General features: G+C 72.6%; 13 protein-coding genes. 3 read left to right on the top strand and 10 right to left on the bottom strand.

Annotated features, from left to right (window positions below; translation table 11 throughout):
• Nucleotides 1-165: 165 nt before the first annotated feature.
• Entirely contained in the window at nt 166-399 is a 234-nt protein-coding gene (locus BGP79_RS08170) for a hypothetical protein (RefSeq protein ID WP_076694434.1), read from the top strand.
• Nucleotides 389-1,039 (top strand): hypothetical protein, encoded by a 651-nt coding sequence (locus BGP79_RS08165; RefSeq protein WP_076694433.1) that lies wholly within the window; start codon nt 389-391, stop codon nt 1,037-1,039. The genes BGP79_RS08170 and BGP79_RS08165 overlap by 11 nt, the downstream gene beginning before the upstream one ends.
• Nucleotides 1,040-1,057: 18 nt before the next feature.
• Here the strand turns inward: BGP79_RS08165 and BGP79_RS08160 are convergent, their stop codons facing one another.
• From BGP79_RS08160 to BGP79_RS08125, 8 genes are all read right to left on the bottom strand, one after another.
• Nucleotides 1,058-2,515 carry an APC family permease gene (locus tag BGP79_RS08160; RefSeq protein ID WP_076694431.1) on the bottom strand — a complete coding sequence of 486 codons (1,458 nt, stop codon included), beginning with the start codon at nt 2,513-2,515 and terminating at the stop codon, nt 1,058-1,060.
• Entirely contained in the window at nt 2,512-3,708 is a 1,197-nt protein-coding gene (locus BGP79_RS08155) for a glutathionylspermidine synthase family protein (protein WP_076694430.1), read from the bottom strand. The genes BGP79_RS08160 and BGP79_RS08155 overlap by 4 nt, the downstream gene beginning before the upstream one ends.
• A 46-nt stretch (nt 3,709-3,754) precedes the next feature.
• Complete coding sequence (locus BGP79_RS08150; RefSeq protein WP_233121276.1) at nt 3,755-4,231, bottom strand: tRNA-dihydrouridine synthase; 477 nt, start codon at nt 4,229-4,231, stop codon at nt 3,755-3,757.
• A gap of 61 nt (nt 4,232-4,292) precedes the next feature.
• Nucleotides 4,293-6,035 (bottom strand): AMP-binding protein, encoded by a 1,743-nt coding sequence (locus BGP79_RS08145; RefSeq protein WP_158067154.1) that lies wholly within the window; start codon nt 6,033-6,035, stop codon nt 4,293-4,295.
• A gap of 34 nt (nt 6,036-6,069) precedes the next feature.
• Nucleotides 6,070-6,873, bottom strand: coding sequence for an SGNH/GDSL hydrolase family protein (locus BGP79_RS08140; RefSeq protein WP_076694427.1), 804 nt, complete (start codon nt 6,871-6,873; stop codon nt 6,070-6,072).
• An 84-nt stretch (nt 6,874-6,957) separates the two neighbouring features.
• On the bottom strand, nt 6,958-7,875 hold the full coding sequence (locus BGP79_RS08135) for an SDR family oxidoreductase (protein WP_076694425.1): 918 nt from the start codon (nt 7,873-7,875) through the stop codon (nt 6,958-6,960).
• Nucleotides 7,876-8,023: 148 nt separating this feature from the next.
• Nucleotides 8,024-8,512 (bottom strand): MarR family winged helix-turn-helix transcriptional regulator, encoded by a 489-nt coding sequence (locus BGP79_RS08130; RefSeq protein WP_076694424.1) that lies wholly within the window; start codon nt 8,510-8,512, stop codon nt 8,024-8,026.
• Between the two features lie 81 nt (nt 8,513-8,593).
• Nucleotides 8,594-9,652: a glutathione S-transferase family protein gene (locus tag BGP79_RS08125; protein ID WP_076694422.1), complete on the bottom strand. Its 1,059-nt coding sequence runs from the start codon at nt 9,650-9,652 to the stop codon at nt 8,594-8,596.
• 87 nt (nt 9,653-9,739) lie between these two features.
• Here BGP79_RS08125 and BGP79_RS08120 point away from each other — a divergent pair, with 87 nt between their 5' ends.
• Nucleotides 9,740-10,984: a PLP-dependent aminotransferase family protein gene (locus tag BGP79_RS08120; protein WP_076694421.1), complete on the top strand. Its 1,245-nt coding sequence runs from the start codon at nt 9,740-9,742 to the stop codon at nt 10,982-10,984.
• A gap of 45 nt (nt 10,985-11,029) precedes the next feature.
• Here the strand turns inward: BGP79_RS08120 and BGP79_RS08115 are convergent, their stop codons facing one another.
• Together BGP79_RS08115 and sigK are read right to left on the bottom strand one after the other, a co-directional pair.
• Nucleotides 11,030-11,878, bottom strand: coding sequence for an anti-sigma factor (locus BGP79_RS08115; RefSeq protein ID WP_076694419.1), 849 nt, complete (start codon nt 11,876-11,878; stop codon nt 11,030-11,032).
• Nucleotides 11,875-12,453 (bottom strand): ECF RNA polymerase sigma factor SigK, encoded by a 579-nt coding sequence (gene sigK / locus BGP79_RS08110; RefSeq protein ID WP_076694418.1) that lies wholly within the window; start codon nt 12,451-12,453, stop codon nt 11,875-11,877. Before sigK ends, BGP79_RS08115 begins: the two co-directional genes overlap by 4 nt.
• Nucleotides 12,454-12,478 lie beyond the last annotated feature (25 nt).

The following is a 12,478-nucleotide window of genomic DNA, read 5'->3' as shown; positions in this document are numbered from 1 at the left end:
ACGGTCCCGTGGTCGCGAACCGGTGGCACGAGCCGGGACACGGAGGGTTCCCTCTCCGCGCCTTGCCGGCCGGGCGCGGGACGTGCCCTACCGTGCGTCGAAGACCGTGATGACCGTCCTGGCATCCGGGGGCGCCGATCGGCGCGGGGACCCGCACGAGAAGAGATGCCCGTCGTGGGCTCGACGGTGCTGTTCATGGGGCTGTGCCTGGCCCTGCCGAGACGAGCACCCGTGACCTTCACGGCGACGGCCGGCACCCTCGGCGGCGTCGCGGCTCTGTCCGGGGCGCTGGCCCTGCTCCAGGCGGGCACCGTCGTGCACCGGACCGGTCCACCGGGTGGGCCGTGGCCGGATACCGTACCGCGGGATCGGGCCTACGCTCGTCGGTGTGAGCAGTGAGCACTCCGACCACACGACACCGCCGGACCACGAGCCCCGCTGGGGTCAGCGCCTCGACGTGCCGTCGTCCCCACCGCGGCGCGAGCTCGTGGGCCGGGAACTGGTCGCCTACCGTCGGATGGGGCGGGGGCTCTCGTTCTCCGCGATCGTGCTCGGTCTGCTGCTCGGCACCGGCGGGCTGACGGCGACCGGTCCCGCCCGGGTCGTGCTCCTCGTCGTCGCCGCTCTGCTCGCCGTCACCGGCGTCGTCGGGTACGTCCTCGTCAACACGGGGCGGCTGCCCCGGCACGCCGGCCCGAGCGAGCCGTCACGGGTGCGGGCGGTGGTGAGCACGCGGCCGGGCCGGATCGCGATCGTGCTCGCCGTGCTCGGCCTGATCCTGCTCGGCGCGAGCGCGGTGATGGTCCCCCTGGTGGACAACACCCCCGCCGAGGCGACGGGGACCTCTCTCGTGCTCGCGTGCCTGATGTCCGCCCTCGCGCTGTTCATCGCCGCAGCGATCGCGGTCACCGTGGCCGTGCTGTCCGAGGGCCGGGACGACGAACCCGGCGACGACGATGGCGGGCCCGGCCGGCGCGGGCCGCGCCGCGGCGGTCCGATGACCTACGACTCCGACTGGATCACCCGACCGCACCGCTGAGCAGCGGCGCCGGCAGGCTCAGGCGTCGACCGTGGACCGACGCCGCCGGTGCGCGTACCAGGCGACCATCAGCGGGACGCCGGCCGCGAGGGCGACGATCCCGATCACCAGTCCCCCGCCCACCCCGAGCACGCTCGTGGCGCCGGACGCCGGATCGGCGAGGTCGACGGCGGAGGCGATCAGCGCCACCGTCATGATGACGGCGCCGGCCAAGGGAAGGATCACCCGGTCCAGCCACTGCCGTGGCCCGCGGGCATCACGACGGAACAGCCATGCACACGCGAAGCCCGTCAGGGCGTAGTAGACGGCGATGAACAGGCTGATCGCGGCGATCGAATCGGCGAGCAGGTTCGTGCTCAGGGCCGTCATCAGGACGAGATAGCCGATCGCCGCGCCGCCGACGACCGTGGTGGAGAACGTCGGGGTGAGATGCCGCGGGTGCACGCGGGCGAAGGCGTCCGGCAGGGCGCCCTGGACGGCCATCGACAGGGTGCCGCGCGCGGTGGGCAGGATGGTCGTCTGGGTGGAGGCGATGACGGAGACCAGGACGGCGAGCAGCATGACCGGCGCCCACGGGCCCATCACGGCCACGCTCGCCTCGTGCAGCACGTCGCTCACGGCGCTCACATCGACCGAGCCGGAGCCGGCCCCGGTCACGGCGGTGACGAGGAGGGCCATGACCACGTAGGTGACCAGGAGGATCACCGAGGAGAGCACCGCCGCCCGGCCCGGGACGGTGCGCGGGTCCTTCGTCTCCTCGTTCAGGGCCAGGCAGGTGTCCCACCCCCAGTAGATGAACAGGCTGAGCAGGATCCCGTAGCCGAGCGCCCCGCCGTCGGCGACGCCGAACGGATTGAACCAGTCCGCGGCGGGGGCGGCCGCGGCCGGGACCGCGCCGGTGGCCAGGGCGACGGCGGCGACCACCGCGAAGACGGCGAGACCGGCGTACTGGAGCACGGTCATCCCCCACTGCAACCGCTGGCCGAGGTCGATGCCGAGCAGGTTCACCGCCGTCATCGCGGCGATGAAGACGACGCCGGTGCCGGTGACCAGCCAGGTGTTGTCCGCGGCGTCGGGAGCGACCAGCAGCCACAGGTACTGGCCGGCGACCTGCGCCAGGTTGGCGAGGACGATGATGCCGGCCAGGGCCATCGCCCAGCCGCTCATCCAGCCGGTGCGGCGGCCGAAGGCGCGGGACACCCAGGTGAAGGTGGTGCCGCAATCCGGCAGGGAGGCATTGAGTTCTCGGTAGGCGATCGCGATGAACAGCATCGGCACGAAGGCGAGCACCATCACGACCGGGGTCTGCGGGCCGCACGCGGCGATCACCAGTCCCAGCGTCGCGGCCAGGGAGTAGGCCGGGGAGGTGGAGGCGATGCCGAGCGCCGTGGAGCCGGCGAGACCGAGCCTGCCGGCCGCCAGACCCTTGGGCCCGGTGGGGGCGTCGGCGATCTCGTGGCCCGGTACGGCGCTCATCGGGCGCCCTCCGCCGCCGGTGCGGGAACCGGAGCGGGGGCGTCGATGACGTTGGGCAGGAAGCGGGCGAAGTAGTCCGTCACCAGTCCGTCGGACTCACGCACGCCGACGCCGACCGATTCGCCGTCGACCACCCAGGCACCGAGGACCGCCCGGTTGCCGCCGAAGTCGGGCAGCGGATGGAACGCCTGGTAGCACCAGCCCTCGCTGCCGTAGTGACCGGGCTGGACCAGGTCGATGCCCTCGGCGTGGATGACGATGTTGTCGCCCTCCCGCCCGTGCAGCGGTTTGGCGACCCACTCGGTGAGCGGCCCCGGCTGGTCCAGGTACGCCGGCAGCAGGTTCTCGTGGTCCGGGTAGAGGTGCCAGAGCGCCGCCAGCAGCGCCTTGGTCGACAGGAACATCTTCCAGGCCGGCTCGAACCAGGTGACCGCCTCGGGATGGTCCTGGACGTGCATGCCGAAGGGGTCGGCCATCATCAGCTCCCACGGGTAGAGCTTGAAGATGGCCTCGATCGGGGCGTCGTCGAGGTCGACGAACCGCTTGGCGTCACGGTCCCAGCCGATGTCGGCGAGGTTGAGGCCCTGGGTCTGCCAGCCGCCCTGCTGCGCGGTGTCCAGCAGGTAGGCGGCGTTCATCCAGTCCTCGCCGGTGCCCTCCTCCCCCACGTGTGCGACGTGCAGCCGCGCCAGGCCGGTCTCGGTGCGCCGCCGGGCCCACGCCGCGACGAGCGCCTCGTGGATGCCGTTCCACTGGTCGTTGGCCGGCTTGACGTCCTGCAACCAGTACCACTGGCAGATCGCGGCCTCGACCAGCCCGGTCGGGGTGTCCGCGTTGTACTCGAGCATCTTCGCCGGGCCCGTGCCGTCGTAGGCCAGGTCGAACCGGCCGTAGACGGCGGGGTCGCCCGCCTCGAGGGAGTGGCGGGCCAGCTCCATCGCGGCCGGGCCGATGCCGAGGTCGCCCATGGCACCGGTGGCCAGGAACCGGGCCGCCTCCAGGCTCATCCGGTGCAGATCCTCGGTGACGGACTCGAGCGTCTCCACCTCGGGCATCGTGAACAGGTAGTAGGCGTCCTCGTGCCAGTACTCGACGGTGCTGCCGTCGTCCTTGACGGTGGTCGAGTAGATGAGGCCCTGCGCCTCGGTCCGCTGCCGCCAGTCGGGGCGCGGGGTACTGCGGATGCGCTCCATGCGCACTCCTTCCGTCGGTGCAACGGGTCGTGGTCGCGGGGGTCGGTCAGCCGCCGACGTGGACGCCCTTGCCGCCGCCGCCGAAACCGCCACGGCTGACGCTGGACGAGCCCTTCGCGGGCACACCGGACTTCGCGCTCGCCCCCGCGGGAACGGAGGTGGTGCCACCGGACAGCCGGTCGCCGACGCCGGGCAGCGAGCGGCTGGAGCTGGAGTTCCGGGAGCCCATCGGGAAGAAGTACCAGCCGTAGTGACCGCCGGCGCGGCCGGAGTCGGAGCACTTGTCGTCCTCGACGCGCTGCTGGCTGGTGCGGTCCTGGCAGACCTGCGCGTAGTCGGCGTCGATCACGTCCCCGTCCGGCGAGCACCCGGTCATCAGCGCGCTGGCCAGTACCGCGGTCACCCCGAGGCCGACGGTGGTGCTGGCCCGGAAGCGGCGGCGCGCGGGCGGTGTGGTGCTGCTGGTCGCGGTCTCGTCCGATCGACGGCCCGGCTCCGGGCGCGCGGCGGCGTCCTCGGTCATGCGGTGTCCCCCTGCTGATGCGATGCTGCTGGAAGCGTACGGGATGCGGGGCCGAGGGTGATCACCGGCGGCGGCGCTGCTGTCCGCGCGCCACCGGCAGGCGGCCGGTGAAGCTCAGTTCGGCGAGCTGGTGGCGCAGCGCCCGCCGGTTGACCGTGCCCAGGGCATCGACCGGCAGCTCGTCCTCGGCGACGATCCGGCGCGGCACCTTCCACGGCGCCAGACGCCGGCCGCACCAGGCGCGCAGCGCCTCCTCCCGGAACCGGGCGTGCTCCGCCATCACGACGACGGCGACGATCTCCTCCCCGCCGGTCACGGTGAGCGCACCGACGACGGCGGCGTCGCGTACCCCCTGGTGCTCGCGCAGCACCGCCTCCACCTCGGACGGGGTGACGGCGTACCCGCCGCTGACGATGACGTCCTTGGCCCGGTCCACGATCGTCACGACGCCGTCGTGCACGGTCACGACGTCCCCGGTGCGCAGCCACCCGTCGGGCAGCAGCACCTGCCGGGTGGCCGTGTGCTTCTTCCAGTAGCCGGTGAACACCTGCGGGCCCCGGACCAGCAGCTCCCCCGGGCCGTCCGTGACGTCGCGGCGCGGGTCGTCCCGGTCCACCACCCGGATCTCGGTGCCCGGCACCGGCCGCCCAGCAGAGCTGGACGACTCAGCACCGGAGGGGACCGCGCCGGAGGCAACGGCACCGGGGTCCGGGTCGCCGGCGAGCACGAGCGGGGAGGCCTCGCTCAGCCCGTAGCCCTCGATCAGCGGGCCGGCGGCGATGCGGGACCAGCGGCGCCGGACCCGGTCGGGCAGGGCCGTCCCGCCCGAGAAGGCGAAGCGGAGGGCGGGGAAGCCGTCGTCGTCGGCCTCCGCGGCGGCCGCGAGCCGGTCCAGCAGCGGCGGCACGGCGACGAGGTAGTCCAGGGGCACGCGCCGCTGCGCCCGGAGCACGTCCTCCGGGTCGGCGGCCGGCAGCAGCACGAGCCGGGCCCCCGACCGCACGGACAGCAGCAGGGAGAGCGTGAGCGCCCAGGCGTGGACGAAGGGCAGCACGCAGGCCACCGCGGACCCGGCCGGCAGCTCGGGCAGCACGGCACGGGCCTGAGCGACGTTCGCGGTCAGGTTGCGGTGACGCAGGATCGCGCCCAGGGGGTCCCCCGTCGTCCCGGCCGTGTACTGCAGGACGGCGGCGTCGTCGGGCGTCGGTCGCGGCACGTCCCGGAGCGCGGCGGCGGCCCTGCCGCGGGCGCCCCGCTCCAGCAGCGCGGTGAACGTCATGCCGCCCCGCGGCACCGCCTTGTCGCCGAGCTCCTCGCGGAGCCGGCGCGCGGTGGTGCCCGGCAGGTGCAGGGCGAGGCGACGGCGCAGCGGCAGGTCCTCGACGAGGCTGACGGTGATCAGGTGCCGGGGCCGGACGTCGTCGGGCAGCCGGGCGACGCGATCCGCCACCCCGGTCCAGACCACGGCGACGTCGGCGGTGTGATCCTCGAACAGGTGACGCAGTTCGCGGCCGCGGGAGTCCTGATGGTGGGCGACGACGATGCCGCCGAGCCGCCAGACGGCGAACGCGGCGACCAGCCAGGCGGGGCAGTTCGGCAGTACCAGCGCCACCCGGTCCCCGCGCCCGATGCCGAGGGTCGTCAGCCCGGCGGCGGCGCGGTCGACGCGTGCGGCGAGCGCACGGTAGGAGATGGTCTCACCGAGCAGGTCCGCGACCGGGGCGTCCCCGTGGGCGGCGACCGCCGCGTCGAGCAGGTCCGGCAGGGTGGCCGGCTCGGCGCGGTCCGGGAACGGCGACGTCACGGGGCCTCCTCGATCGGGCTGGCTGCGGATGCTCCTATCCTGCCAGCCGGGCCATCCGGGCCCGGGCCAGGCGCTTCATCCCGTCGGCCGGGCGGATGGGGTCCGGCCAGCGCGGTTCGAGGTCGTCGCCGAGCGTCACGCCGCGCAGCTTCCGCCCGAACATCGGCAGCACCCAGTCGGTGACCCACTGCCGCTCCGCCCGCAGCGCGTCCCGCAGACCCGGCCGCTCGGGGTCGTCGTCGGGCAGATCCGGCACGTACGTCACCCCGAGCAGGTCGAGCACCCGGGCGGTCATGTACCGGTGGCCGGCCGTGGACATGTGCATCCGGTCGGGGTCCCACATCCGCGGATCCCGGTAGGCCGTGAGTGCCCAGAAGTCGAGCAGGTCGGTGCCGTGGGCGGCGCTGATCCGGCGGATCCCGTCGTTGTAGACGTCGTGCCGGCGGCGGAACGGCTCGAGCAGGGGGCTGATCTTCAGGTCGTACCCGGTGAAGAGGACGATGCGGGCCCCGGCGGCGCTCAGGTCCACCACGAGCTGCTCGTACTGCGCGAGCAGGGCGTCGACGTCGGTGCGCAGGTCGAGGATGTCGTTGCCGCCGGCGTAGAGCGTGACCAGGGTCGGCTCCAGCGCGAGGGCCGGGGTCAGCTGCTCGGCGACGATCTGACGCAGCCGCTTGCTGCGGATCGCGAGGTTCGCGTACTCCCACGCCGGGTCCTGCCGGGCCAGTTGCCGCGCGACCCGGTCCGCCCAGCCCTTCACCCCGTTGGGGCGGGCGGCGTTCCAGTCGCCCACGCCCTCGGTGAAGGAGTCGCCGAGGGCCACGAATCGTTGCGCCATGGTGCGCAGGCTAGGGACGGCAGACGACGGGCGGCCGAACACGGAGTGAACGGCCGCCCGTCGCACCGGCGGTTGCCGGAGGCGTCACGGCGTGGGCATGCCGCCGTTGACGTTGAGCGTCTCCCCGAGCACGTAGCTGGACTCGGCGGAGGCCAGGAACACGTACGCCGGGGCGAGTTCGGCGGGCTGACCGGCACGGCCGAGCGGGGTGCTCTTGCCGAATTCGGGCAGCGCCTCCTTGGGCTGACCGCCCGAGACCTGCAGCGGCGTCCAGATCGGCCCGGGTGCCACGGCGTTGACGCGGATGCCGCGCTCGGCCAGCTGCTGGGCCAGGCCCTTGGTGAACGCGTTGATCGCGGCCTTCGTCGCCGCGTAGTCGAGCAGCGTCGGGGACGGCTCGTACGCCTGGATCGAGGTCGTGTTGATGATCGCCCCACCGGCCGGCAGGTACTTCAGGGCCGCCCGGGACAGGGCGTACATCGCGACGATGTTGATGTCGAAGGTCTGCTCGACCTGCTCGTCGGTCAGCTCCTCGAGCGTCTCGACGGCCACCTGCTTGCCGGCGTTGTTGACGAGGATGTCGAGGCCGCCCAGCTGACCGGCGGCGTCGTCCACCAGCCCGTTGCGGTAGGAGCGGTCCAGGAGGTCACCCGGCAGCAGCACGGCACTGCGGCCGGCGTCCTTGACGAGGCCGGCGATGCGCTCGGCGTCGCTCTGCTCGGCCGGGGTGTAGGCGAGCGCAACGTCGGCACCCTCGCGGGCGAAGGCGATGGCCACGGCGGCGCCGATGCCGGAGTCCGCGCCGGTGATGAGCGCGCGACGGCCGGACAGCCGGCCCGAGCCGGCGTAGCTGGACTCACCGAGGTCGGCGGTGGGCGTCATCTCGCTGTCGAGGCCGGGCGGGTCCTGGTGCTGCTTCGGCGGGCTGATCGACTCGTGCTGGTCCACCGGGTTCTGCAGGGTGGTCTGGTCGTGCTGGCCGCTGGTGTTCTGGTCGGACATGGGACCTCCATCGGGACACCGTGCGGCACCGGGGCCGGCGTCGCACGGACGGACGCGGACAATCCATCAGCCTACTGACGATACGGTCGCGACGCCAGCCGGGAGACGGGCGGTGACGCCGGCGGGAGGGCCGAGGCGATGGGCCGCGTCAGTCCTCGTCGCGGCGGAAGAACCAGTGGTCCTCGTCGATGTTGCCCAGGATCTTGCGGCTGACCCGGTCCAGGTCGCGCACGTCCTGCGCGTCGAGCGCATCGAAGACGAGGGCCCGGACGCGGGCGACGTGCCGGGGCGCGAGCCCCTCGAGGAGGGCGAAGCCGGAGTCGGTCAGCCGGGCCTCCGTCACCCGGCCGTCGTCGCTCGAGGCGGAGCGCTCCACCCAGCCGCGCTTCTCCAGCTTGGTCACCACGTGGGAGAGGCGGGACAGCGACGACGACGTGCACGCCGCCAGGTCACTCATGGTGCGCGTGCGGTCCCGCTTCTCGGAGAGGTGCGCGAGCACGGAGTAGTCGAAGAACGAGATCTTCGCGGCCCGCTGCAGGCCCTTGTCCAGCGCGGAGGGCACGAGCATGGAGGCGAACAGGTAGGACAGCCACGCGTCCCGCTCGCGCTCGTTCAGCCACTTGTCCTTCTCCGCCATGCCCCCGATGATGCCACAAAGTTCAAGCTTCAATCAAAGGCTGCGGGGCAGCGAGAGGTTCGTGACGCCGTCGCCGGCGGGTCACGCCCCGTGGCCGGGGGTGACCTCCTCGCCCGCGCGGACCGGTCCGGGCGCCGTCCCGGCGCCGAACGGGGAGCCACCCAGGCGCTCCCGGCCGTGCTCCGTTCGCCAGAAGGACGTGTCGGGGCCGACGGGGACGATCTGGGTGGGGTTCAGGTCGCGGTGGACGATGTAGTAGTGCTGCTTGATCTGTACGAAGTCCACGGTGTCGCCGAAGCCGGGCGTCTGGAACAGGTCCCGGGCGTAGGCGGAGAGCACCGGCATCTCGGCCAGCTTGGACCGGTTGCACTTGAAGTGCCCGTGGTAGACGGCGTCGAAGCGGACCAGGGTCGTGAACAGGCGCACGTCGGCCTCGGTGATGGTGTCACCGACGAGATAGCGCTGGGTCCGCAGCCGATCCTCCAGCCAGTCCAGGGCGGTGAACAGCCGGTCGTACGCCGCCTCGTAGGACTCCTGGCTGCCGGCGAACCCGCACCGGTACACGCCGTTGTTGACCTCGGTGTAGACGCGCCGGTTGACGGTGTCGATCTCCTCGCGCAGGTCCTCCGGGTAGAGCACCGGAGCGCCGGGACGGTGGAACTCGGTCCACTCGGTGGAGAAGTCGAGGGTGATCTGCGGGAAGTCGTTGGTCACGACGCCGCCGCTGGGCACGTCGACGATCGCGGGGACGGTGATGCCGCGGGGGTAGTCGGGGAAGCGCGCGAAGAACGCCTGCTGCAGCCGCTCGATCCCGAGCACCGGGTCCTTGCCGTCCGGGTCCAGGTCGAAGGTCCACGACCGGGCGTCGTGCGTCGGGCCGGGCAGGCCGAGGGAGAGGGCGTCCTCGAGGCCGAGCAGGCGGCGCACGATGACGGTGCGGTTGGCCCAGGGGCAGGCCCGCGCCGCGACCAGCCGGTAGCGGCCGGCCTCGACGGGCCACCCGTCGCGCGCGTCGCGGGTGATCCGGTCCTCGATGTAGGCGGTGTCGCGCGTGAACTCCTCGCCGTCGTGGACGTAGGAGCCCCGGGTGCTGTGCGCGTCGTCGGACGCCGGCGCCTGCTGATCGTTCTCGGTGGTCATGCCGCCAGTCTAGGAGCGGCCCCGACACGTCGGACTCGCAGGAATCAACGGGTGACCGAGAGAAAACCCGCGGTTAGGCTGGGCGGCATGAACTCCCCTCTTCCCGACGTCGCGACCCGGCTCACGGACGCGCACCGCCACGAGACCCTGTTCTCGGCGCGGGCGCTGCACATCAAGCAGTCCGCGGTGCGCAACATCTTCGACATCTCGATGCGCCCGGGCCTGATCTCGCTGGCCGGCGGGAACCCCTTCCTGCAGACCCTGCCGATGGACGGGCTCGGGGACATCGCGCGGGACCTGATCGTCGAGCACGGCGCCACGGCCCTGCAGTACGGCAGTGGGCAGGGCACCGAGGAGCTGCGCCGCGCGATCTGCACCGTGATGGCCGAGGAGTCGATCACGGACGCGGTGCCGGAGAACGTCGTCGTGACGGCGGGCGCCCAGTCCGCCCTCGACGCGTGCACCCGGGTGTTCTGCGATCCGGGCGACGTCGTGCTCACCGAGGACCCGACCTACGTCGGCGCGCTGAACACGTTCGAGGCCTACGAGGTGGACGTCCGGCCCGTGGACTCCGACGAGCACGGGCTCCTGCCGGACGCGCTCGAGGCCGCGATCGCCGCCGTGACCGCCGAGGGGAAGCGGGTCAAGTTCCTCTACACGATCCCCTCGTTCGCCAACCCGTCCGGCGCCGTCCTGGCCGCGGACCGGCGGCAGCGCGTGGTCGACGTGTGCCGGGCCGCCAACGTGCTCGTCGTCGAGGACAACCCCTACGGGATGCTCGCGTTCGACGGGGAGCCGGCGCGGCCGCTGCGGGCGGACAACCCGGACGACGTCGTCTACCTCGGTACCTTCTCCAAGATCTTCGCGCCGGGGCTGCGGCTGGGCTGGCTGCTCGCCCCTGCGCACCTCAAGCGCCGCCTGTATCTGGCGAACGAGTGCGTGATCCTGTGCCCGCCGGCGTTCAACCAGATGCTCGCCGTCGAGTACCTGCACCGGTTCGACTGGATCGCGCAGGTGCGCTCGTACCGCGAGGTGTACCGCAAGCGGGCCGAGGCGATGGTCGCGGCCCTGGAGGCCGCCATGCCCGACGGCGTGCAGTGGACGACGCCGACCGGCGGGTTCTTCGTGTGGCTGACACTGCCGGGACAGCTGGACGCGGAGGCCCTGCTCGCTCCGGCCATCGAGGCCGGCGTCGTGTTCGTGCCGGGCAGCGCCTTCACGGCGGCCGACGGGCCGAGCGCGAGCCTGCGCCTCTCGTTCAGCGCCGTCGAGGAGGACGCGATCGCCGAGGGCGTCCAGCGCCTGGCCGAGGTGATCCGCGCCGCGCTGTAGCGGCTGGTACCGACCGCGAGGTCGGGCAGCGGCAGATGCGGGCGCTCAGGCCTCGGTGGGCTGGACGACGATCGGCGTCGTGGTCGGCGCCTTCGAGCCACCGGCCGGTTCGACCGTCACGCCGACGTGGGTGGCCCCGTCGAGCTGGCCCTCCAGCGCCGTGTACGAGACGCCGGATGAACCCGTGAAGGTGCCCGCCGGCCGCGCCTGCTGCCCGGCGATGTACCAGAGCTCGTAGGTCTTGCCCGACTCCAGCGCCGGCAGGTCCCGGCTGATCACCGCGGAGCGGTTGAGCGACTTCGACGACGCCACGCTCATCGAACCGCCGTTGCCGGCGTTCCCGGCGCGGACGACGGCGTCCGGCGCGGCGAACACCGCGAGGGCGGCCTCCCGCCCGGCGTTCTGGGAGTCGAGCCGCTGCTGGGCCTCGACCCGCTGCTGATTCAGGTTGCCGGCCCAGCCGCCGAGGGCGACCGCGGCGACGAGCAGCACAGCCGCCGCGGCACCGAGCCAGGCGGCGGTGCGACGCCACCGGTTCAGCTGGACGACGTTGTCCCCGTCTCCCGTCCCCCGGGCCACGGTCCGGTCGCCGTCCGTGGTGGCCGACGCCTTCCGGGCGTCGGCCGCCGTCGCCCGTTCGCCGGTGACGGCGGTGAACGCCGGGCGTCCGGTGGTCCGGTCGTCGGAGACCCAGTCGTCGTCGGTCGCGGCGTGCCGCGGACCGTCCTCCGCGGCCGTGAGCGCGCCGTCACCGGCGGGAAGCTGCGGCAGGTCGGCGATGGCCGCCATCAGCCGGGCCTTGACCTCGGCGCGCGGGGTGATCACCGGCAGGGCGAGACCGAGTTCGGTCTCGACGTCGGAGAAGTCCGTCTCGTCGTCGTGCTGATCGCTCATGTCCTCACCCCCAACGTGGTGCGCAGTCTGCTCATGCCGTCCCGGATCCTCGTCTTGACCGTGCCGAGCGGCAGGTCCATGATCCGGGCGATCTCCTGTTGTGTGTACCCGCCGTAGTAGGCGAGCTTGATGACCTTGACCTGACCGGTGTTCAGGCTCTCCATCGCGCGGTTCACCCGCTCCGACTCGAGGCGGAGGGCCACGGTGTCCTCGACGTCGTCGTAGGACTCCTGGTACTCCTTGATGCCCTGGGCGAGGTCACGTTCCTGGCTGGCCCTCACCGAACGCACGCGGTCGACGGCGCGCCGGTGGGCCAGGGTCAGGCACCACGTGATGACCCGGCCCCGGCCGGCCTCGTAGCCGCCCGCGTTCTGCCAGATCTGCACGTAGGTGTCCTGGAGGACTTCCTCGCTGAGCGCCGGGTTGCGCAATACCTTCAGGATGACGGCGTAGAGGTGACCCGACGTGGCCTCGTACAGGGCGCTGAACGCTTCCTGGTCGCCGGCTGCCACGCGGCTCATCACGGATTCCAGGTGCGCGTCGGAAGCCCTGACGGATTCCGGCGGTGTGGTCATGAACCCAGCATGTCACTTCGCTGCT

Origin of the sequence: Tersicoccus sp. Bi-70 (assembly GCF_001968825.1) — a bacterium.
Classification (GTDB): domain Bacteria; phylum Actinomycetota; class Actinomycetes; order Actinomycetales; family Micrococcaceae; genus Tersicoccus.
This window is presented reverse-complemented; position numbering and strand designations above follow the sequence as displayed.